This is a genomic window from Arthrobacter sp. zg-Y1110 (assembly GCF_025244865.1).
Taxonomy (GTDB): Bacteria; Actinomycetota; Actinomycetes; order Actinomycetales; family Micrococcaceae; genus Arthrobacter_B.
Genome location: NZ_CP104272.1, coordinates 1,763,271 through 1,784,408, shown reverse-complemented (window position 1 = coordinate 1,784,408; position 21,138 = coordinate 1,763,271). Strand labels below are relative to the sequence as shown.

Here is a 21,138-nt window from a genome sequence, read left to right as displayed (position 1 = left end):
GCTTTGCTAGGGGCTGAACTACCGCCCGGCCCGGCTCCGCGCCTCGTTCAGCGGCACCAGCCGGGTCTCCCAGAGGTCGCGTACGGCAGTCACCAGTTCCTCGGGGGTGCCGGTGTTGTGCAGGACGACGTCGGCGGCCTCCGCCCGCTGTTCGGGAGTTGCCTGCGCGGTGATCCGGGCCCGCGCGGCCTCGGGATCCATCCCCCGGTCCTGCACCATGCGCTGCAGCCGCACGTCCTCGGGCGCCTCCACCACGACGACGAAGTCGAAGTTCCCGGCCTGGCCGGTTTCCACCAGCAGCGGGATGTCCTGGACCAGGATCCCGTCCGGCGGGGCCTCCGCCGCAAGCTGCGCGGCCCGCGCCCGGACCAGCGGATGGATGATGCCGTTCAGCACCGTACGGCGTTCCTCGTCGCCGAAGACCACTGCGGCCAGCGCCGGGCGGTCCAGCGAGCCGTCTGCGGCCAGGATCTGAGGGCCGAAGGCCTCGACGACGGCGGCCAGGCCTTCGGTGCCCGGCTCCACCACTTCACGGGCCAGGGCATCGGCGTCCACCAGCACGGCGCCGCACCGAACGAGGGTCCGGGCGACAAGGGATTTTCCGGCAGCGATCCCGCCGGTGAGTCCAACCTTGAGCATGCCCCCACCCTACCGCCGTCCCGGGCCGGAACCGCCTACTAGACTGGAAGAGTGAGCGATATCGACGCGGCGGCGGGGCGCTACACCACCATCGCCGGTGAACACCGCGCTGAACTTGAAATCCGACGCTCACGCTTCATTACCGTGCTGCGCCGCACCGAAACGGAGGAGCAGGCGCGGGCCCTGGTGGCGGACCTGCGCCGCGAGTTCCATGACGCCCGGCACCACTGCAGCGCCTTCGTGCTGGGTCCCGGTCGCGAAGTCCAACGCTCCAGCGACGACGGCGAACCCTCCGGCACCGCCGGCATTCCGATGCTGGAAGCGCTGACCAAGCGGGAGACCTTCAACGGAGCGACGGATCTCAGCGATATCACCGCCGTGACCGTCCGCTACTTCGGGGGGATCCTTCTCGGTGCGGGCGGGTTGGTGCGTGCCTACTCCGAGTCCGTCTCCTCGGCCCTCGACACCGCTCCCCTGCTGAGGCGACGGCGGATGCAGCTTTACGGCATTCCGGCCGGACACTCCGCGGCCGGACGGCTGGAAAACGACCTCCGCACCGCAGGCGTCAGCGTGCTGGGCACGGATTATTCGGCCGCCGGCGCCTCCATCAACGTCGCCCTGCCGGACATCCCCGACGCCCTGGATGCCTTCCATGCCAGGCTCGCTTCCCTGACCGCCGGAGCCTCCGAGCCGGTCCCCCTTGGAACAGAATGGATCGACCGTGACTGACCCCGCACCGGGCCGGACCGATTTCGACTTTTCCCGCCTGCGCCGCAGGCCGGACGTCGAAGCCCCCAACCTGCAGGCCTGGGACGCCGCCGACACCCTGCTGCTCGATACTGCCGCAGCAGATCTCTCCGCAGCAGCGGACCCGGACCAGCCCGGCGTCGTCGTCATCGGCGATTCCTACGGCGCGCTCACGCTGGGAGCTGCGGCCCGGCACGGGCTGCGCCGCCTCCGTGTGCACCAGGATCCGCTGAGCGGCGAACAGGCGCTGGATGCCAACGCCGCGGATCTGGGGCTGCCGGACGTTTTCAGCCACCATTCCCTCACGGCACCGCTTGTGAAGGACGCCCGCCTGGTGCTGCTGCGGCTCCCCCGCTCGCTGGCCGCGCTGGAAGAGATCGCTGCGCTGATCGCGGCCTCCGCCGCACCGGATGTCGCGGTCTACGCCGGCGGACGGGTCAAGCACATGACTCCGGCCATGAACGAGGTCCTCGCCCGCTACTTCGGCTCCGTCACCGCCGGGCTGGGCCGGCAGAAATCCCGGGTCCTGACGGCCCGCTCACCCCTTCCGCCAGAGCAGCTCCCGGAACCGTCCTTCCCGGTGTCGCAGCGGCACGACGTCGGCCTGGCGCAGCCGCTGGAACTCTGGGCCTACGGCGCGGCGTTCGGCGGTACCGCACTGGATCCCGGCACGCGGTTCCTGCTGCCGCACCTGGCCTCCGCCCGCGCTGCCCGACGCGCCGTGGACCTTGGCTGCGGGACCGGCACCATCGCCGCCTACCTTGCACTGACCCGACCGGACCTCACCGTGCTGGCCACGGACCAGTCAGCCGCTGCTGCGTCCTCCGCCGTGCGTACCCTGGCGGCCAACGGCGTGGCGGACCGCGCCGTCGTCACCCGGGCCGATGCGCTGGGCCCGCTGCCGGACAGCTCGGAAGAACTGGTGGTGCTGAACCCGCCGTTCCATATCGGCGCCGCGGTGCATGCCGGAATCGCACTCAAGCTTTTTGCCGATGCCGGACGTGTCCTGCAGCCGGGTGGCGAACTCTGGACGGTTTGGAACAGCCACCTGCTGTATCGGCCCGCCCTGACCAGGCTGGTGGGTCCCACCCGGGAAGTAGCCCGCAACCCCAAGTTCACGGTCACGGTCAGCACCCGGCGCTAACGCCGCACCCGCCGTACGGCCCCTCCAGGGCGCGGCTTTCGAACCGGAGAGAGCGCTCTCTTGACAGTGGCGCAGATCACTCCTAGCCTGTAACCGACGCGTAGAGAGCGCTCTCTCAGACTCCGCTCCCGCCGCAGGAACCGCTTTTCTTTCCTCCCGCTTTCGTCGGATCACGCCACCCAAGCACCAGGCACGGTCTACCACCCGGGATCATCAACTGCTTTACCCACACACAAAGGAGTGACCGTGAAGAATTTCCGACATCCCGCGGCGGCGATTGCAGGTGCTGCCGTAGTAGCCCTGCTGGCCGTAGGCTGCGGCGGCGGCGACAGCGAAGCTGCCAGTGAAGACAATCCCCTGAAGCTGACCGTCACCACCTTCGGAACCTTCGGCTACGACGATCTGTATGCCGAATACGAGGAAGCCAACCCCGGCATCGACATCCAGGCCAACAACATCGACCGCGGCGCCAATGCGCAGACGGACCTCTTCACCAAGCTCGCGGCCGGTTCCGGCGTCAGCGACGTGGTGGCCCTCGAAGAAGGCTGGCTCGGTGCGGTCATGGACGTCTCGGACCAGTTCGTGGACCTGAACGAGTACGGCGCGGAAGATATCAAGGACAACTGGGTGGACTGGAAGTACAAGCAGGGCACCGACGCCGACGGCCGGGTCATCGGCTACGGCACCGACATCGGACCGCAGGGCCTGTGCTACAACGGCAAGCTGTTCGAGGAAGCCGGCCTGCCGAGCGACCGCGAGGCCGTAGCGGAACTCTTCGGCGGCGACGACGCAACCTGGGACACCTACTTCGAACTCGGCAACCAGTACCACGAGAAGACCGGCAAGGCCTGGTACGACCAGTCCGGATTCGTCTGGAACTCCATGGTGAACCAGATGAAGGAGGGCTACTACACTGCCGACGGTGACTTGAACATCGAAGGCAATGACGCCATGAAGGAACAATTCATGCAGCTTGCTGCCGGAACCCAGGCAGGGCTCTCCGCCAACGAAACCAAGTGGGACTGGGGAACCGGCAAGGCGTTCACTGACGGTTCCTTCGCGACCTTCGTGTGCCCGGGCTGGATGCTGGGCACCATCCAGGAACAGCTCGAATCGGCCGGCGGCGGCGCGGACTCGGGCTGGGACTTCGCAGATGTCTTCCCCGGCGGGGCCTCGAACTGGGGCGGCGCGTTCCTGGCAGTCCCCGAAACCTCCGAGCACAAGGAGGAAGCCGCGAAACTCGCAGCCTGGCTCACCGCCCCCGAGCAGCAGGTGAAGCAGTCGGCGGCAGCCAACAACTTCCCCAGCACCATTGAGGCGCAGGAACAGCTGGCGAAGGACGCGACTCCCAATCCGATGTTCAACGACGCCCCCACCGGCGCGATCCTCGCTTCCCGGGCCGAAGGCGTAGTTGCCCAGTTCAAGGGCCCGGACGATTCAGTGATCCAGGAAAAGGTCTTCGGTGTGGCGCTGACCCAGCTTGATGCGGGCAAGGTCGACGGCGAAGAAGCCTGGAACGAAGCAGTTCAACTCCTGAACGAGCTGGTAGTCAAGGACTAGTACCCAGCGGGGCCTCCGGGGAACCGGAGGCCCCCTGATGGACTGTGAGAATCGATATGACCGTAACCATGAAGCCGCCCGCGCCCGCCGCGCCGCCGGAGAAAATCAAACCCACGTTTAGGCAGCGCCTGAACGTCTGGGACGTCAAAGCCTCTCCCTACCTGTACATTTCACCGTTCTTCGTGCTCTTCGCACTGGTGGGCCTGTTTCCGCTGGTCTACACGTTCTACGTTTCGCTGTACGACTGGCACCTCCTGAAGGGCCAGGGCGACTTTATCGGGCTGGGGAACTTCGCCGAGGTCCTCGCCGACCGGTTCTTCTGGAATTCGCTTTTCAACACGATGAGCATTTTCCTGCTCTCGGCGATTCCGCAGCTGGCGGGCGCCCTGCTGATAGCCGCAGTCCTGGACCAGAACATCCGGGGCAAGACGTTCTGGCGCATGAGCGTGCTCATCCCCTACGTGGTTACGCCGGTTGCCGTAGCCCTGATTTTCACCTATATGTTCAACGAGCAGCATGGCCTCATCAACAGCGTCCTGAGCAACTTCGGCATAGATCCGATCATGTGGCGGACCGAAACCTTTCCCAGCCACGTGGCGGTGGCATCCATGGTCAACTGGCGGTGGACCGGCTACAACGCGCTGATCCTCCTGGCCGCCATGCAGGCAGTGCCGCGCGATATTTACGAATCCGCCGCTATTGACGGAGCCGGTGCCGTCCGGCGTTTCTTCAGCATTACCCTGCCGAGCATCCGGCCCACCATGATCTTCGTGGTCATCACTTCCACAATCGGAGGACTGCAGATCTTCACCGAGCCGCGCCTCTTCGATCCCACGTATGCCGGCGGCCCGGAGCGCGAGTTCCAGACCACCGTTCTTTACCTGTGGGAGATGGCCTTCCAGCGGCAGGATTTCGGAGCTGCATCGGCCATTGCCTGGCTGCTGTTCCTCATCATCATTCTTTTCGGAGTCCTCAATCTGGCCTTGTCCAGGCGGATAGCGTCATCCGACGGCAAACGGCAGCGCCGCCGGCCCGCAGTGAAAGGGAAACAAAAGTGAGTATCGTCGAAAAGACCGCGCCGAGGACCCAACCGCGGGCCCCGCGCCGCCGCCCGGCGCTGCGGCACCGGATCCTGGGCAACGGCCTTCGCCCCGGCTATCTGACCTACGGCCTGCTGCTCGCTTTCTTCATCGGGTCCGCCTACCCGCTGTGGTGGTCCGCAGTGGTGGGCAGCCGGTCCAATGAAGCGCTGAGCCTTACCTGGCCTCCGTTGCTGCCGGGCGGGAATTTCTGGAAGAACGTTGCCGAGGTATTCGACACCATTCCGTTCTGGACGGCGTTGTGGAACAGCATCCTGATCTCGACCATCATCACTGTTTCCGTGGTGATGTTCTCCACCCTGGCGGGTTACGCCTTCGCGAAGCTGCGTTTCCGCGGGAACAACGGGCTCATGGTCGCAGTGGTGGCAACCATGGCCATTCCGACCCAGCTCGGAATCATTCCCCTGTTTATGGTGATGCGGCACTACGGCTGGACCGGTGATATCGGCGCCGTCATCATCCCGACGCTCGTGACGGCCTTCGGCGTGTTCTTTATGCGCCAGTACCTGGTGGACGTCATTCCGGACGAACTGATCGAATCCGCGCGGATGGACGGCGCCAACATGATCAAGACGTTCTGGCATGTGGCCCTGCCCGCGGCGAGGCCGGCAATGGCCATCCTCAGCCTGTTTACCTTTATGTCCGCGTGGACGGACTTCCTGTGGCCGATGCTTGTACTCGACGCCGGAAACCCCACCCTCCAGACCGCTCTAAGCCAGCTGCAGTCCAACCGGTATACCGACTACGCGGTGGTCCTTACCGGTGCCGTGCTGGCAACCATTCCCCTGCTCATCCTTTTCGCGGTGGCAGGAAAACAACTTATATCCGGAATCATGCAGGGAGCAGTGAAGGGTTAATGACGAACAACGCCACGGAGCGAAAGAATTTTCCAGCGGGCTTTATCTGGGGATCCGCCACAGCGGCGGCCCAGGTCGAAGGAGCCGCATGGGAGGACGGCAAGGAAGACTCCGTGTGGGACACGTTCGCCCGGACCCCCGGAAACGTGAAGAATCTCGACACTCCGGCAGTAGCAGTGGACCATTACCACCGCATGCCTGCCGACGTCGCCCTGATGAAGGACCTTGGACTGGACTCCTACCGCTTCTCCACCAGCTGGGCACGGGTGCGGCCGGGAGACCGCGGCACCAGCAGTGCGGGGCTGGACTTCTACTCCCGCCTGGTGGATGAACTCCTCGGCGCCGGGATCCTGCCCTGGCTCACCCTCTACCACTGGGATCTGCCGCAGGCCCTGGAAGAGAAGGGCGGCTGGGCCAACCGGGACACCGCGTACCGCTTTGTTGAGTACGCCAATGATGTCTACTCGGCCCTTGGGGACCGGGTGCAGCACTGGACCACCTTCAACGAACCGTTCTGCTCGTCCCTGCTGGGCTACGGATCCGGGGTACACGCTCCGGGCCGGCAGGAACCCCGCGCCGCCATCGCAGCGGTCCACCATCAGCATCTCGCCCACGGCCTGGCTGTCAACGAACTCCGTTCCCGCGGCGCCCAGCAGCTGGGTATCACGCTGAACCTCAGCAACTCCATCCCGCGGGATGCCTCCGATCCCGTGGACCTGGAAGCGGCACGGCTCTTTGACTCCCTGCAGAACCGCATCTTCCTCGACCCCATCCTTCGGGGCGCCTATCCGGAGGATTCGCTGAAGGACCTGGAGCCGTTTGGCTTGGCCGAGGCCATCCATCCGGGCGACCTGGAGATCATTGGGACCCCCATCGATTTCCTGGGAGTGAACCATTACCACGATGACCAGATCAGCGGGCACCCGGACACCAGCGGCGCCGACGGCCATTCCGGCGGCTCCGGGAGGCCCGTGGCCTCCCCATGGATCGGCGCCGAACACATCACGTTCCCGAGCCGTGGCCTGCCCCGTACCGCCATGGGCTGGGAGGTCAACCCCGACGGGCTCCGCCGGCTCCTGGTCCGCCTGGGCGAGGAGTACCCGGCTCTGCCGCCGCTGTACATCACCGAAAACGGGGCAGCCTACGACGACGTCGTGAGCGATGACGGCAGCGTGCCGGATGCCGAACGCACCGGCTTCATCATGGACCACATCGCCGCTGTCGGCCGTGCGATTGACGCGGGAGCAGACGTCCGCGGCTACTTCGTGTGGTCCTTGATGGACAACTTCGAGTGGTCCTGGGGCTACAGCAAGCGTTTCGGTATTGTCCGGGTGGATTACGACACCCAGGAACGCACGGTCAAGGACAGCGGCCTTGCCTACAGCCGGCTGATCGCGGCTAGCCGGGGCGAGGATTCCGGCACCCGTGGGACGGCGACCGCCTCGATGGTGTGACGTCCCGTAAACTGGGCACCGATCGGGCGTCTCGCCCCTCAGTCGCGTAGGAGAAAACAGTGAGTGCTGAATCCGGCCAGGCGCGCCCCGTGCCGACCCTGGAAATGGTGGCCGCCCTGGCCGGCGTTTCCAGGGCCACGGTGTCCCGGGTGGTCAACGGTTCCCCTTCCGTTGACCCGAGCATGGCCGACTCGGTGGAAAAGGCAGTCCGGGCGCTGAACTATGTACCCAACCGCGCCGCCCGGACCCTGGCCAGCCGGCGGACATATACGGTGACGCTGCTCGTTCCGGAGTCCACCTCCAAGGTCTTTGCGGATCCCTTCTTCGCCAGTGTGGTGGAAGGAATCGCCCGCTACCTGAACACCACCGAATACATGCTCAACATGGTGACCTCCTCGGAATCCAACCCGGAGAAAACCCGCCGTTACCTGCTGGGCGGCAACGTGGACGGCGTGCTCGTGGTTTCCCACCACACGGGCGACCATTCCTGGGAGCGGTTGAACGGTCAGCTGCCGGTGGTTTTCGCCGGGCGTCCGCTGGTGGATGCCGGTCAGAGCTACTTCGTGGAAGTGGACAATGAGGAAGGCGCTGCGGCTGCCACGGCCAGGCTCACCGGCGCCGGGCGGCGCAGCATTGCCACAATCGCCGGGCCGCAGGACATGCTTGCAGGTGTGGACCGGCTCGCCGGCTGGCGGGCTGAAGTCCGCCGTGCAGGCCTGGATGACGCCCTGGTGGAGACCGGGGACTTTACTGTAGCCTCCGGGGCGGCCGCGATGCGCCGCCTGCTGGACCGCGGCAGGGACATCGACGCGGTCTTTGCGGCAAACGACCAGATGGCGTCGGGTGCGTATTCGGTGCTGCAGGAACGGGGGCTGCGCATCCCGGAGGATATCGCCGTGGTGGGGTTCGACGACGACTACTACGCCACCAGCCTTAGTCCTGCCCTGACGACCATCCATCACCCGATCACCGCCCTGGGCGGAAAGATGGCGGAGGTGCTGGTGGACCTGATTGAAGGCCGGCCGACCGAACGGGTCAACCGCCTCCCGACATCGCTGGTGGTGCGGGACTCGGCCTAGGCAGAGCCCCGCATTTTCGACCGCTTCGCAACGCGGGGCTGCCGCTCTACCGGTCGTCCGCTCCGAGCATCTCGGCGAACTCGTCCGGCGTGACGATCCTGATGCCCAGCTCCTGCGCACGGACGAACTTGCTGCTTCCCGGCTCGGCACACACCAGGAGGGACGTGGTTTTCGAGACCGAACCGGCAGCGCGGCCTCCGTTCGCTTCGATCAGTTCCTGGGCACCCGCCCGGGTCAGGGAGCCCAGCGCGCTGCCCTTCAGGGAGCCGGTGATGACCACATTCATGGCCTCCCCCTCTGGGGTGACGAGCGTGGCTGCCTTGGCGGCCTTCACCGGCGCGGACACCGGGGTGCCCATATTCACCCCAGCCGCGGCCAGGCGGTCAATGACCGGCCCGTTGTCCTTCAGCGCTGCATGGATAACTTCAGCCTTCGCTTTGCCGATGCCTTCGACACCCGCGAGGTCGTCCACCGAGGCGCGCCGGAGGTTCTCCATCGTCCCGAAGCGCGCGGCCAGGCGGCGACCGAAGGTCCGTCCGGTGTAGCGCATGGCCAGGGCTGTGATGACCCGGTTCAGCGGCCGGGACTTGGCCTGCTCGATTTCGGCCATGATTTTTCTGGCCTTCTTGACCCCGAGGACCCGGTCCGCGCCCGACCCGGCCGTGCCCAGCTTCAAGTCGGCAAGCTGGTCTTCGGTCAGGTGAAAGATGTCCGAGACATCCCGGACCAGATCCGCTTCGATAAGGGCGTCCCCGGTGGAGCCGCCGACGCCGTCGATATCCAACCCGGCGTCGCGGGAGACTGCGTAGGAAATCCGCCCGGAAACAGAGCATTCGGGATTGATGCACCGCCACAACTCGGTGGACTTGTCGAATTCCCGGCCACATTTGGGACAGCCTGCCGGCGGTTCCCACGGCGTGGAAGAGGGGTCCCGCAGGTCGGCGCGCGGGAGGTGGACCTGCGGGATAACGTCATTGGCCTTGTACGCCATAACGGAGTCCCCGATGCGGATGTCCTTCTTCAACAGGTCCCGGACGTTGTGCAGGGAGGCATATTCGATCGTGGAACCGTCCACGTCCACGGGCGTGAACCGGGCACGGATGGATAGCCGCCCGGTCTTACCGATATCGAGTTCGATGTCTTCTATGACGGCAGGCACCTGAGCCGGCGGGTACTTGTAGGCCACCGCCCACTTCGGGGCATGCGGTCCCTCCCCCAGGGTTTTCCGCTCTGCGGCGGCGGGCACCTTCAGGACGGCACCGTCGATGGGGAAACCCAGGTCCGAACGCACCGCGCCCAGGGCAGCGACTGCTGCCATCGGGTCTTCCGCGGCCAGGACTACTCGCGGCAGCAGGGACCGCGCCGTCGTGAAGCCCAGGGCTGAAAGCTCTTCCATCGCGTCGTCTGCGTCCCGCGTGGCGGAGTATGCCGCGAAGGAGAACAGGCCGGCGTAGGTGGTGCCGTCCTTGTTCAGCATTCCGGCTACTCCGTTGCGGGCGTTCCTGAACGGCGCCTGGCCTGCCGCGGCGCGGATCGCGTTGGCCTGTCCCAGGTTCGCCTCGTTCAGGTACAGCTCGCCGCGGACTTCGAAGTCGCCCGCGCCGGCCAACGCGGGCAGCCCCTCGACGCCGCGGATCTTGGCGGTGACGTCTTCACCGGTGTAGCCGTCGCCCCGCGTGGCAGCAGAAACCAGGTGCCCGTCCGCATACCGGACAATAATCGCCATGCCGTCGATCTTCGGTTCAACCACTGCATCTGGGTGCGTGGCGGCGAACTCGATGACCTTCTCCTCGCCGGGCTTTTCCAAGGATCCGGCCGGCGAGGCATGCTCGACGTTCCCGCCTTCGGCACCCCCATGGCCGACAGCCCAGTGCAGCCCGTGGCGCGGGGAGATGCCGTTGGCCGTTTCGTAGGACAGGATCGCCGCCAGCAGACTGTCGAACCGGGCGTCCGGCATTTCCTCGATGTCGGTCTGCTCGTAGGACCTGGCGGCGGACAGGGCCTGCGCCACCAACTGGTCGTAATTGTCAGCGGTGATGTGGAAGTTCCTCATACCGATTCCGTCATGGGGAACGCCACTTCCGGACCCAGCCAGAACAGGAACACCATGAACCAGATGAGCAGTGCCGCACCGAACCACCACCGCGCCGCCGTCGGATGCTTCAACCGGCGGAGCACGGCATAGCCGCCCCAGGCAAGACCCAAGGCGACGAACGGTCCGGGGCACAGAAGCAGGGCCATAACCTCGTATTTCGCTCGTTCCCCGGACTCGTCGGAACCGCCCTGCGTCATGCCGAGATTGATAAAGACAACGAATGCGACGAGCGTGGCATAGGCGCCGACGACGGCGGTGAGCACTGAGGCGGTCATCAGGGCAGCGAACTCGGCACCGGACCTGGCCTTCGCCGGGCGGCCGTAAGGCGTTTGCGCAAAAACCTGTTGCGGGTAAGGCTGCTGCGGGTATGGGTATGACTGCTGCTGCGGCGGATACGCCCCTTGCTCCGGCCGGGCCCCTTGTTCCGCCATGCTCTCCCCCTGATCGACATCGAAAAACCGTTCTCCGGCCCTACCCTAGAGTTGCCGATCGCCGGCGGGCAGCCAGACACGCCCGGGCACGCAAAAGCGGGCCCCCACCGAAGTGGAGGCCCGCTTTAGGCAGTTACACGGTCCGGCTTACCGGACAGCGGAACCAGTGGGAATTAGTTTCCCGTGAGCTTCTCGCGCAGTGCAGCCAGGGCTTCGTCGGAAGCCAGCGTGCCGGCACCCGTCTCGGCAACGGCCGGCTCGGAGGAGTAGCTGGTGGTGCCGGAATCGGTGGATTCCGAAGCAGCAGCGATGTCCTCGGAGTTGTGCTGAGCAACCTGCTTCTTGTGGGCTTCCCAACGTGCCTGGGCGTCAGCGTACTGCTGCTCCCAAGCTGCGCGCTGGGTTTCGTAGCCTTCGAGCCATTCGTTGGACTCGGGGTCGAAGCCCTCCGGGTACTTGTAGTTGCCGGCTTCGTCGTACTCTGCGGCCATGCCGTACAGAGCCGGATCGAACTCGGTGCCCTCGGGATCGACACCCTCGTTGGCCTGCTTCAGGGACAGCGAGATGCGGCGACGCTCGAGATCGATGTCGATGACCTTGACGAACAGTTCGTCTCCAACGGAGACAACCTGCTCGGCGAGCTCCACGTGGCGGACAGCCAGTTCGGAGATGTGGACCAGGCCTTCGATGCCGTCTTCGACGCGGACGAACGCACCGAACGGAACGAGCTTGGTGACCTTACCCGGAACAACCTGGCCGAGGGCGTGGGTGCGGGCGAAGGTCTGCCACGGATCTTCCTGCGTAGCCTTCAGCGACAGGGAGACACGCTCGCGGTCAAGGTCAACTTCCAGAACCTCAACGGTGACTTCCTGGCCAACTTCGACAACCTCGGAGGGGTGGTCGATGTGCTTCCAGGACAGCTCGGAAACGTGGACGAGGCCGTCTACGCCGCCAAGGTCCACGAATGCACCGAAGTTGACGATGGAGGAAACAACGCCGGGACGAACCTGGCCCTTTTCCAGCTTGTTGAGGAACGTGGAACGAACCTCGGACTGGGTCTGCTCGAGCCAGGCACGGCGGGACAGAACAACGTTGTTGCGGTTCTTGTCCAGCTCGATGATCTTGGCTTCGATCTGCTGACCGATGTACGGAGCCAGGTCGCGGACGCGACGCATCTCCACGAGGGATGCAGGCAGGAAGCCGCGCAGCCCGATGTCGAGGATAAGACCACCCTTGACAACCTCGATGACGGTACCGGTAACGACGCCGTCTTCTTCCTTGACCTTCTCGATGTCGCCCCAGGCACGCTCGTACTGAGCACGCTTCTTGGAGAGGATCAGACGGCCTTCTTTGTCTTCCTTGGTGAGCACCAGGGCTTCGACCTGATCGCCGACGGAGACAACGTCTCCGGGATCAACGTCGTGCTTGATGGAAAGCTCGCGGGAAGGGATGACACCCTCGGTCTTGTAACCGATGTCGAGCAGGACCTCGTCGCGGTCAACCTTGACAACGGTACCTTCGACGAGATCGCCGTCGTTGAAGTACTTGATCGTTGCGTCAATCGCGGCGAGGAAGTCCTCGGCAGTACCGATGTCGTTGATGGCGACCTGCGGGGTACCGGACTTCTCGTTGGTGGTGATGGTCATGTAGTTGGGACTCCGATGTGGAAGTTGTTTTGTATTCCGGACTGGTTTCCACTAACCGGCGGTTGGGCCGGGTGGCCCCCGCAGGCAAGATACTTGCCCAAGTGAATGCCGAAGGCACGAAAGTGCCGAAGACGAACAGCTTGTTTGCCCGGAGATGGACAGGATTGGTTATAACTTGCGCTATTACGCGCCCGATCAGTCTAGCCGGACCCGCCAACGCAGGTCAAAGGGAACTGCCGGGCTGACGTCGAAAAATACCCGCCTGCCACTCAGGTGATTAGAAATGCGTGCTGCAGTAAGGCGCCGGTCCGGCCGAAAACAGCTCGTCCAGGACGCCCAGGGCCGCTTCCCCGGCCTGCACCGACCCGGCTGCCGCCAGCGTCCGCGCGCTCACGGCCCCCAGATACAGGGAACCGAGTGCCGCCGCAGTCAGCTGCACCCGCGGCGTGTCCGCGTCTTCTCCGACTCCGGCCGGTCGTGCGGTTCCGACGCCGCCGCGCACCTCGAGTAGGAAACTCCCCCCAGCCAGCGCCATTGGATCTTCGACGTCGAGCACTATCGTGCCGTCGCCGAAGTATCCGCGCGCCGTCAGGGCGGCCACCGGGTCCAGGATCCGCAGCCACAGGACATCCTCGACGTCCTTGACCTTGTACCGGCGCCGGTCGGCGAGCATCCACGGCAGCGGGTCCTCCACCGGGGCCTCGGAGAAGGTCAGCCGGTCCACCAGGTCGATGGATCCGAGGTAGCGCCAGAGTTCGCGGTAGGCCTCGTCGCTGGCCGCCACCAGATCGGTGATCTTCACCGTATGCGGCTCGTTCTGCCAGCCCAGCGACTTGTAGGCCGCATATCCGTCCGGGACGCCGTCAGAGTTGTATCGGAGGACACCCCGTATGGCCGTGTCCGGTTCAGTGTTTTCCCCGCTCCACTTCCCCGCAGCACGCATGGCGTACGCATGCTGCCGCCCCAGGGCGCCGAAGGTGCGTTCCAGATGGGCCCGGAAGATTTCCGGCACGAGCTCCCGGAGCTTGTCGGCGTCGGCAATCGCGATACTGCCGCGCGGCGGGGCAGCGAATTCGAGGCCGCCGCGGGTGTCCAGTTCGACGCCGGCGGTGGACGTGGCGGCCCCGAACCCGAAGCGCCCGTAAATGGTTGCTTCCGACGCGGTGAGGGCGGCCAGCGCCAGGCCGGAGTCTTTGGCCCGGGTGAGGTCCGCGGTAATCATCCGCCGCAGGATGCCCCGGCGCCGGTGCGTGGGCCGGACGGTGACCGCCGTGACCAGGTGCGTGGGCAGCAGTTCGCTTCCTCCGACGTTGAGGTCATTGACCATGGTGGCGTAGGTGGCCACGGGCACTGCCGGGTCCCAGGCATACTCCGGCAGGTTGTCGTCGTACACCGCGGTCAGGACACGGCCGTCCCGCAGGTAACCGTCCACCTGGGCGGGCAGCCGGTCCTCTTTGGTGCGGTCCTCGTGGAAGCCCAGGTTGACGGCGTCGACCCACCTGGCCGTCCGCTCGTCAGCCTTGCCCGGGTCCGCGGCGTCGTAGCCGGCGGGGAAGGAAGCGAACCGCAGCCCGTCCGCGGTGCTGTCCGTGCTGTGGTCCGTCTCCATGGTTCCCCCTGTGTTTAGGCGGCAGCGCCTAGTGCCCGGCCTCGTGCCAGCTGATGCCCTCGCCGACGGAGACATCCAGCGGAACGGACAGGTCCGCCGCGGAACCCATCTGCTCCCGCACCAGCTTCTCCACCGCGTCCCGCTCCCCGGCGGCGACTTCGAGGACCAGTTCATCATGGACCTGCAGCAGCATCCGGGATTTCAGCCCCTGCGCCTTCAGTTCACGGTCCACGCCGAGCATGGCCTTTTTGATGATGTCCGCCGCGGATCCCTGAATAGGTGCATTGAGCGCGGCCCGTTCGGCCATTTCGCGCAGCTGCCGGTTGTCGCTGGACAGGTCCGGCAGGTAGCGGCGGCGGCCCTCGATGGTGGAGGTGAAGCCGTCCTTGCGGGCCTGCTCGACGACGCCGCGCAGGTAGTCACGCACGGCACCGAACCGCTCGAAGTAGTCACGGATCAGGGTCCGGGCCTCGTCCACCGGGATGGCCAGCTGCTTGGACAGGCCGAAGGAGCTCAGGCCGTAGACCAGGCCGTAGGACATGGCCTTGACCTTGGAGCGCATGGCACTGGTGACCTCTTCGGGGGCCACGTTGAACACGTGCGACCCGACGAAGCGGTGCAGGTCCTCGCCCGCCTGGAAGGCGGAGATCAGCCCTTCGTCGCCGGAGAGGTGGGCCATGATCCGCATTTCGATCTGCGAGTAGTCCGCGGTGAGCAGCGAATCGTAGCCTTCGCCGACCACGAAGACCTCGCGGATGCGCCGGCCCTCTTCGGAGCGGATCGGGATGTTCTGCAGGTTCGGGTTCACCGAGGACAGCCGTCCGGTGGCGGCCACCGTCTGGGCGTAAGTGGTGTGGATGCGGCCGTCGTCGGCAACGGACTTCCGCAGGCCCTCGACGGTGGAGCGCAGCTTGGACGCGTCGCGGAAGGCGAGCAGCTGCTCCAGGAACGGGTGTCCGGTCTTCACGATCAGGTCCGTCAGCGCATCGGCGTCGGTGGAGTACCCGGTCTTGATCTTCTTGGTCTTCGGCAGGCCGAGTTCGTCGAAGAGGACGGCCTGCAGCTGCTTCGGGGACCCGAGGTTGATCTCCTTGCCGATGATCCGGAAGGCTTCCTCGCTCGCGCGGGTGATGGTGGCGCTGAAATCGTCCAGCAGCCGGTCCAGCTTCTCGGAGGACACCGCAATGCCGGCAAGCTCCATTTCCGCGAGGACCTCGGACAGCGGCAGTTCCAGTCCGCCGAGCAGCTGGTTGGCGCCGCGCTCCACAAGCTGGCCGGCAAAGTGCTCGCTCAGCCGCAGGGCGGCAAACGCCTTGGACACGGCCGGCGTTGCCGCGTCTTCGTCCCCGAGGGACAGTTCCAGCTGGTTGCTGGCAGCCGCCGCGGGAACGATGTTCATCTTCAGGTGGTACTGCGCCAGGTCCGCCAGTTCGTAGCTGCGGCGGTCCGGCTGGATCAGGTAGCCGGAGATGGCGGTGTCATCGACCTCGCCGGCCAGGTGCAGGCCGCGGGCAGCCAGTGCCTTGTAGGCTTCCTTGAAATCGTGGACCACCTTGGGTGCGTCCAGGTCCGCCAGCCAATCCGCCAGCACCTGCTCGGCGGCGCCGTCGAGCTCGGTGAGCGGCACGTAGGCGGCCGAGGCGTCCGTCACCAGGGCAATGCCGACGACGTCGCGCGCCCCGGCGGCACCCTCCGTCACCAACTGCACGGCAGTGCGTGCCTGGTTGGCGGCACGGAACCAGCTGTCCAGTTCCGCGGCATCGGTGATGATGCTGTGTTCAGGGGCGGCCACTTCGGCGTGCGCGGCGGCCTCGCCCTCGTCCTCCCCGTAGACGTCGAAGAGCCGCTTGCGCAGCGCGTTGAACTGCAGGGCGTCAAAGAGTTCCTCAATGGCCTCCCGGTCCGGCCGCTGGGCGGCCATGGCCTCGAGGTCCACCGGCAGGTCCAGGTCCCGCAGCAGCCGGTTCAGGCGCCGGTTCCGCTTGACGTCCTCGATGTTCTCGCGCAGGGAATCGCCCACCTTGCCCTTGATGGAGTCCAGGTTCTCGAGAATGCCTTCGAGCCCGCCGTAAAGCTTGATCCACTTGGCAGCGGTCTTGGGACCCACGCCCGGGACGCCGGGCAGGTTGTCCGCGCTCTCGCCCACCAGGGCAGCGAGGTCGGAGTACTTGTCCGGGGGAACCAGGTATTTGGCTTCCACGGCTGCGGCGTCCATGCGAGGCAGGTCGGAAACACCCTTCTTGGGGTAGAACACCGTGACGTGGTCATCCACCAGCTGGAAGGCATCCCGGTCCCCCGAGACGACCATGACGTCCCAGTTAAGGGCGGACGCCTTCTCGGCCAGCGTCGCAAGGATGTCATCCGCTTCGTAGCCGTCCATGGACAGCGTGGGAATGCGCATGGCTTCCATGACCTTGATGATCAGGTCAATCTGCCCGTGGAACTCCTCGGGCGTCTTGTTCCGTCCGCCCTTGTATTCGGTGTACTCCTCAGACCGGAAGGTAGGCGTGTCCAGGTCGAAGGCCACGGCCACGTGAGTGGGCTTCTCCTCCTTGATCAGGTTGATCAGCATGGAGGTGAAACCGTAGACGGCGTTGGTGTGCTGGCCGGTGTCGGTGGAGAAGTTCTCGGCCGGGAGCGCGTAGAAGGCCCGAAACGCCATGGAGTGTCCGTCAATCACCAGCAGCCGGTTGTGTCCCCCGGCGTTCACGGTTCCCAGCGAAGCGGCCGCTGCACCCGGGGTGCCCGCGCTTTCGACGGCGGTGCTGCCGTTATCGACGCTCGTTTTGCCGCCGTCTTCCGTGTTGCCGTTAATGTCGCCGTTAATGTTGCTGCTCAAGGGGGTCGTGGCCAGTTTGGTAGATTCACTCACAAATGCAAGCCTAGTTGCCATGAGCGAGATTTTCACGCCGGGCACTTCCGGCCGTCAGGCGGGCACCAACCCCCACAAGCAGGAACTTATCGACGCCGGTGTCCCGGAAGAGATGCACGACTGGCTGTCCGCGCACGGCGTGGGCCGGCTGGTGGCAAAGATGGGCATCCGTTTCCTCGAGATGTCGGCGGACCGGCTGGTGGCCACCATGCCGGTGGAGGGCAACGAACAGGTGGCAGGGATCCTTCACGGCGGGGCGCACCTGGTCCTCGCCGAGACCCTCGGCTCCTTCGGCGCCGGTATCCATGCCGGACCCGGGCGGCACGCCGTCGGGATAGAAATCGGTGCCACGCACCACCGGTCCGCGTCCTCCGGGCTGGTCACCGGCACGGCCACGGCCGTGCACCTGGGCAACACCCTCACCACGCACGAAGTGGTCATCACCGATGAGGAGGGCCGCAGGCTGTCCACGGCCCGCATCACGAATATGATCCGCGAGTCCCGCTAGGGCTCCTGCCCGGCCCGGATTCCGTAACACAGCCGTACGCTGCCGTCGGCGGACGGACGGGCGCTGAGCAGCACCGCAGGCCGTGCAGCCGCCAACGGCAGCGGCGGCCGGCCACTGCCGAGCAGGATCGGATGCACCACCAGGCGTAGTTCGTCCAGTAACCCGTGGTGCAGGTACTGGCCCGCCAAGTCCGCACCGCGCAGCCAGACGTCGCCGCCGTTGGCCGAGTCCGTGATGTCCGCCGCGAATTCCTCCACCGGACCGCGGACAAACATGATGTCCGCCCCGGCGACGGCGGGAAACTCGTGATGCGTGTAGACCCAGACAGGCCCGGGCGGGCAGTCCCACGCGCCGACGCCGCCCTCCCCTACCTGCCGCTGCAGCCGGCCGTAGGTTCCCGCCCCCATCACGACGGCGCCCGCGTTCGCCGGCGATTCGGCCACCCGGAACCGGCGGTTATCCGCCGGGCCGGCGGCGTCGTCGGCGTCGTCGGCGGTGAATCCGTCGAGGGATACCGAGGCGTAGTACACAGTCCGCACCATGCCGCCATGGTAGCCAGCCGGCGGCCGGACAGGTATGGGCTCCGCCACAGTCGGCGTCGCCCGCGGAATAGGTTCGCGGGGTACCGGGTTGCCGCCTACGGAACCATACTGCCGCTGTCAGCGCCGCCTATGCAGGCACAGGCAGCGGCAATCTATAGGAAGAGTTACTTAGTGAACCTGTTTTCCCCGATGACCGCCGGCAGCCTTGAACTGTCCAACCGCCTCGTGATGGGCCCGCTGACCCGCCAGCGAGCCGGACGCGACGGCATCCCGGGTCCGATGATGGTTGAGCACTACAGCCAGCGCGCCTCGCTGGGCCTGATCGTCAGCGAAGGAACGTATCCCAGCCGCGAAGGGCAGGGCTTCCCTGGCCAGCCCGGACTCGTGGATCCGGAACAGCTGGAGGGCTGGCGGAAGGTCACCGACGCCGTACATGCAGCCGGCGGCCGCATTGTTGCGCAGGTCATGCACGCGGGCCGGGTGACCCACCCGAACATCAACGGTGGAGTGGACCCCGTAGCCCCGAGCGCCATTGCCGTGGACGGCATGTCGCACACCTACGACGGCAAGCAGGCATACACGGTGCCCCGCGCGCTGGAGGCCGGGGAACTGGCGTCCGTGACCGCGGACTTCGTGCGCGGGTCCCGGGCAGCGGTGGACGCCGGGTTCGACGGCGTGGAGCTGCACGGAGCGAACGGCTACCTCCTGCATGAATTCCTTTCCCCGACGGCGAACCAGCGCACGGACAACTACGGCGGAACCCCCGAGAACCGCGCACGGTTCGTCATCGAAACGCTTGCTGCAGTCGCGGCCGAGATCGGCGCCGACCGGGTGGGCCTGCGTATTTCGCCCGAACACAATGTCCAGGGCTGCCTGGAGATGGACGCAGAGGATGTGCTTGCCACCTACGGCGTCCTGCTGGATGCCGTGGCTCCGCTCGGCCTTGCGTACCTGAGCATCCTGCACCGCGATCCCGCCGGTGATCTGGTGCAGGCCCTGCGCACCCGTTTCGGCGGCAAGGTACTGCTCAACACCGGTTTCGGCCCCCTCACCACCCGCGAGGAAGCCCTGGCCATGATGGACGACGGACTGGGTGACGCCGTCGTTGTCGGCCGTCCGGCCATCGCCAACCCCGACCTGGTGCGCCGCTGGCAGGAAGACCTGCCGCTGAACACCCCGGACGCAACGACGTTCTACTCCTTCGGACCCGAGGGCTACACGGATTACCCGTTCTACGCCCCGGACGCTGCGTCGCAGAACTAGGCTCCGCCAACGTAAAAGGCCCGCAGGATCTAATGATCCGGCGGGCCTTTTACGGTTCTGAAAGCTAGCCGTGCAGCGCCGGGACAATCAGGTAGATGCCGAACAGCACCGCTGCAGCGCTCAGGGCGAAGCAGGCGAAGGCACCGGCCTTCGCCAGGGCAACGCGGTTGCGCGGCGTGGAGCCGGTTTCCGCATCGAGCGAGACCGCGTACAGCCGGACCCCGAACGAATAGATGCAGACCACGGTCAGCGCGGCGAGGAGTGTGACTCCGAAGACCGTCAGGTAGTCCATCCAGTGGATGTTCATTTCGAACCTTCCTTGACCTTGGCAGCGGCGCGGCCGTTCCTGCCGGAGTTGCTGTTCTTACCGGAGTTGCCGTTCTTGCCCTTGCCGGTGTTCTTGCCGCGGCGCTTCTTGATGCGGACCACTTCGCCCGCGTTTTCAATGTCGCTGACCGCGTTGTCGTGGTTCACCGGGCTGCGGCGGGACCACAGGAAGATGCCCAGGACGGTGAGGGTTCCGAGGACGGTGATTGCGACTACGCCTGCAGTGCCGATGGACGCGATGAGCGCCGCGATGGCACCCATAGCGGCGGCGGCGGGAAGCGTAAGGAGCCAGCCGGCGCCGACCCTGCCGGCGGTGCCCCAGCGGACCTCGGCGCCCTTGCGGCCCAGGCCGGAACCGATCACGGAGCCGGACGCGACCTGTGTGGTGGACAGCGCGAATCCCAGATGGGACGACGCCAGGATGGCAGCGGCCGTACTGGTTTCGGCAGCAAAGCCCTGTGCCGGCTTGACCTCGGTCAAGCCGGTTCCCATTGTGCGGATGATGCGCCAGCCACCGGCGTAGGTTCCGGCGGCAATGGCAATGGCACAGGCTGCGACCACCCAGAACTCGGGGCCGGTCCCGGAGGTCTGCAGGCCGCCGGCAACCAGGACCAGGGTGATCACACCCATGGTCTTCTGGGCGTCGTTGGTGCCGTGAGCCAGGGCAACCAGGGAGGAGGAGAAGATCTGGGCGTAGCGGAAGCCGCCGCGCTTACGGGGCAGCTTGTTGCCCGAATCGGGATCATGCCGGCGGGTGATCCGGTATGCCAGCTTGGTGGCGAGGTATGCCACGAACAGGGCGATGCACGGAGCGATCAGCGCCGGCAGGACAACCTTGGACATCAGCACGGAGTAATCCACCGAACCGAATCCGGCGCCGACAATCGCGGCACCGATCAGCCCGCCGAACAGGGCGTGGGAGGAACTGCTCGGCAGTCCCCGCAGCCAGGTGATCAGGTTCCAGATGACGGCGCCCATCAGGCCGGCGAAGATCATGACGGGGGTTATCTGGATCCCGCCCTCACCTTCCTTGATGAGTCCGCCGGAGATGGTTTTGGCTACCTCCGTGGAGAGGAAGGCACCTACCAGGTTGAGCACGGCCGCCAGGGCGACGGCCGTTTTGGGCTTGATGGCACCGGTTGCGATGGGGGTAGCCATCGCATTGGCGGTGTCATGAAAGCCGTTGGTGAAGTCGAAGAATAGTGCTAGCGCGATCACCAGCGCGACCATGAGGGTGAGGTCCACCGCATACCCTAACTAAAGAC

Annotated in this window: 18 protein-coding genes; 9 read left to right on the top strand and 9 right to left on the bottom strand. The window is 65.8% G+C overall.

All coding sequences use genetic code 11. From position 1 onward, the window contains the following. Nucleotides 1–18: 18 nt before the first annotated feature. Nucleotides 19–639 carry a dephospho-CoA kinase gene (gene coaE / locus N2K99_RS08285; RefSeq protein WP_227921771.1) on the bottom strand — a complete coding sequence of 207 codons (621 nt, stop codon included), beginning with the start codon at nucleotides 637–639 and terminating at the stop codon, nucleotides 19–21. 51 nt (nucleotides 640–690) lie between these two features. Here coaE and N2K99_RS08280 point away from each other — a divergent pair, with 51 nt between their 5' ends. The 7 genes from N2K99_RS08280 (at nucleotide 691) to N2K99_RS08250 (ending at nucleotide 8,580) form a co-directional block, all read left to right on the top strand. Next, nucleotides 691–1,368: a YigZ family protein gene (locus N2K99_RS08280; RefSeq protein ID WP_227933478.1), complete on the top strand. Its 678-nt coding sequence runs from the start codon at nucleotides 691–693 to the stop codon at nucleotides 1,366–1,368. Further along, complete coding sequence (locus N2K99_RS08275) at nucleotides 1,361–2,530, top strand: methyltransferase (protein ID WP_227933477.1); 1,170 nt, start codon at nucleotides 1,361–1,363, stop codon at nucleotides 2,528–2,530. The genes N2K99_RS08280 and N2K99_RS08275 overlap by 8 nt, the downstream gene beginning before the upstream one ends. A 246-nt stretch (nucleotides 2,531–2,776) precedes the next feature. After that, nucleotides 2,777–4,090: an ABC transporter substrate-binding protein gene (locus tag N2K99_RS08270; protein WP_227933476.1), complete on the top strand. Its 1,314-nt coding sequence runs from the start codon at nucleotides 2,777–2,779 to the stop codon at nucleotides 4,088–4,090. A 56-nt stretch (nucleotides 4,091–4,146) separates the two neighbouring features. Next, a complete protein-coding gene (locus N2K99_RS08265; protein WP_227921781.1) occupies nucleotides 4,147–5,148 on the top strand; it encodes a carbohydrate ABC transporter permease in 1,002 nt (333 codons plus the stop codon). After that, nucleotides 5,145–6,047, top strand: coding sequence for a carbohydrate ABC transporter permease (locus tag N2K99_RS08260; RefSeq protein WP_374200041.1), 903 nt, complete (start codon nucleotides 5,145–5,147; stop codon nucleotides 6,045–6,047). Before N2K99_RS08265 ends, N2K99_RS08260 begins: the two co-directional genes overlap by 4 nt. Beyond that, nucleotides 6,047–7,501 carry a GH1 family beta-glucosidase gene (locus N2K99_RS08255; RefSeq protein WP_227933475.1) on the top strand — a complete coding sequence of 485 codons (1,455 nt, stop codon included), beginning with the start codon at nucleotides 6,047–6,049 and terminating at the stop codon, nucleotides 7,499–7,501. Before N2K99_RS08260 ends, N2K99_RS08255 begins: the two co-directional genes overlap by 1 nt. A 104-nt stretch (nucleotides 7,502–7,605) precedes the next feature. Beyond that, the gene (locus tag N2K99_RS08250) at nucleotides 7,606–8,580 is read left to right on the top strand and encodes a LacI family DNA-binding transcriptional regulator (protein WP_231709403.1); all 975 of its coding nucleotides are present in this window, start codon (nucleotides 7,606–7,608) and stop codon (nucleotides 8,578–8,580) included. 46 nt (nucleotides 8,581–8,626) lie between these two features. Here N2K99_RS08250 and ligA read toward each other — a convergent pair whose 3' ends face one another. The 5 genes from ligA to polA all read right to left on the bottom strand — a co-directional run bounded on the left by ligA (nucleotide 8,627) and on the right by polA (nucleotide 17,023). After that, nucleotides 8,627–10,633, bottom strand: coding sequence for an NAD-dependent DNA ligase LigA (gene ligA / locus N2K99_RS08245; protein ID WP_227933474.1), 2,007 nt, complete (start codon nucleotides 10,631–10,633; stop codon nucleotides 8,627–8,629). After that, nucleotides 10,630–10,950, bottom strand: coding sequence for a hypothetical protein (locus N2K99_RS08240; RefSeq protein ID WP_227921790.1), 321 nt, complete (start codon nucleotides 10,948–10,950; stop codon nucleotides 10,630–10,632). Before N2K99_RS08240 ends, ligA begins: the two co-directional genes overlap by 4 nt. Nucleotides 10,951–11,279: 329 nt before the next feature. Continuing rightward, the gene (rpsA, locus tag N2K99_RS08235) at nucleotides 11,280–12,752 is read right to left on the bottom strand and encodes a 30S ribosomal protein S1 (protein ID WP_227921792.1); all 1,473 of its coding nucleotides are present in this window, start codon (nucleotides 12,750–12,752) and stop codon (nucleotides 11,280–11,282) included. Nucleotides 12,753–13,029: 277 nt separating this feature from the next. Continuing rightward, a complete protein-coding gene (locus N2K99_RS08230; protein WP_227933473.1) occupies nucleotides 13,030–14,361 on the bottom strand; it encodes a GNAT family N-acetyltransferase in 1,332 nt (443 codons plus the stop codon). Nucleotides 14,362–14,389: 28 nt separating this feature from the next. Next, a complete protein-coding gene (polA, locus tag N2K99_RS08225) occupies nucleotides 14,390–17,023 on the bottom strand; it encodes a DNA polymerase I (protein ID WP_231711825.1) in 2,634 nt (877 codons plus the stop codon). A 229-nt stretch (nucleotides 17,024–17,252) separates the two neighbouring features. Here polA and N2K99_RS08220 point away from each other — a divergent pair, with 229 nt between their 5' ends. Further along, nucleotides 17,253–17,741, top strand: coding sequence for a hotdog fold thioesterase (locus N2K99_RS08220; RefSeq protein WP_227921800.1), 489 nt, complete (start codon nucleotides 17,253–17,255; stop codon nucleotides 17,739–17,741). Here the strand turns inward: N2K99_RS08220 and N2K99_RS08215 are convergent. Further along, nucleotides 17,738–18,283 (bottom strand): dihydrofolate reductase family protein, encoded by a 546-nt coding sequence (locus tag N2K99_RS08215; RefSeq protein WP_227933471.1) that lies wholly within the window; start codon nucleotides 18,281–18,283, stop codon nucleotides 17,738–17,740. The two genes, N2K99_RS08220 and N2K99_RS08215, sit on opposite strands and share 4 nt — an antisense overlap. 129 nt (nucleotides 18,284–18,412) lie before the next feature. On the opposite strand from N2K99_RS08215, the gene N2K99_RS08210 reads away from it, so the two are divergent. Then, a complete protein-coding gene (locus N2K99_RS08210; protein ID WP_374200039.1) occupies nucleotides 18,413–19,546 on the top strand; it encodes an alkene reductase in 1,134 nt (377 codons plus the stop codon). A 64-nt stretch (nucleotides 19,547–19,610) separates the two neighbouring features. Here the strand turns inward: N2K99_RS08210 and N2K99_RS08205 are convergent, their stop codons facing one another. Beyond that, complete coding sequence (locus N2K99_RS08205; RefSeq protein WP_231709325.1) at nucleotides 19,611–19,853, bottom strand: hypothetical protein; 243 nt, start codon at nucleotides 19,851–19,853, stop codon at nucleotides 19,611–19,613. Next, nucleotides 19,850–21,118 carry an inorganic phosphate transporter gene (locus tag N2K99_RS08200; protein WP_227921804.1) on the bottom strand — a complete coding sequence of 423 codons (1,269 nt, stop codon included), beginning with the start codon at nucleotides 21,116–21,118 and terminating at the stop codon, nucleotides 19,850–19,852. The genes N2K99_RS08205 and N2K99_RS08200 overlap by 4 nt, the downstream gene beginning before the upstream one ends. Nucleotides 21,119–21,138 lie beyond the last annotated feature (20 nt).

Excerpts from the sequence above, each read along its gene's own strand:
- N2K99_RS08220 (WP_227921800.1), top strand. The coding sequence starts at position 17,253 with ATGAGCGAGATTTTCACGCCGGGCACTTCCGGCCGTCAGGCGGGCACC.
- N2K99_RS08240 (WP_227921790.1), bottom strand. The coding sequence starts at position 10,950 with ATGACCGCCTCAGTGCTCACCGCCGTCGTCGGCGCCTATGCCACGCTC.
- N2K99_RS08255 (WP_227933475.1), top strand. The coding sequence starts at position 6,047 with ATGACGAACAACGCCACGGAGCGAAAGAATTTTCCAGCGGGCTTTATC.
- coaE (WP_227921771.1), bottom strand. The coding sequence starts at position 639 with ATGCTCAAGGTTGGACTCACCGGCGGGATCGCTGCCGGAAAATCCCTT.
- N2K99_RS08210 (WP_374200039.1), top strand. The coding sequence starts at position 18,413 with ATGCAGGCACAGGCAGCGGCAATCTATAGGAAGAGTTACTTAGTGAAC.
- N2K99_RS08250 (WP_231709403.1), top strand. The coding sequence starts at position 7,606 with ATGGTGGCCGCCCTGGCCGGCGTTTCCAGGGCCACGGTGTCCCGGGTG.
- N2K99_RS08215 (WP_227933471.1), bottom strand. The coding sequence starts at position 18,283 with ATGGTGCGGACTGTGTACTACGCCTCGGTATCCCTCGACGGATTCACC.
- ligA (WP_227933474.1), bottom strand. The coding sequence starts at position 10,633 with ATGAGGAACTTCCACATCACCGCTGACAATTACGACCAGTTGGTGGCG.
- N2K99_RS08205 (WP_231709325.1), bottom strand. The coding sequence starts at position 19,853 with ATGAACATCCACTGGATGGACTACCTGACGGTCTTCGGAGTCACACTC.
- N2K99_RS08230 (WP_227933473.1), bottom strand. The coding sequence starts at position 14,361 with ATGGAGACGGACCACAGCACGGACAGCACCGCGGACGGGCTGCGGTTC.
- rpsA (WP_227921792.1), bottom strand. The coding sequence starts at position 12,752 with ATGACCATCACCACCAACGAGAAGTCCGGTACCCCGCAGGTCGCCATC.
- polA (WP_231711825.1), bottom strand. The coding sequence starts at position 17,023 with ATGGCGTTTCGGGCCTTCTACGCGCTCCCGGCCGAGAACTTCTCCACC.
- N2K99_RS08265 (WP_227921781.1), top strand. The coding sequence starts at position 4,147 with ATGACCGTAACCATGAAGCCGCCCGCGCCCGCCGCGCCGCCGGAGAAA.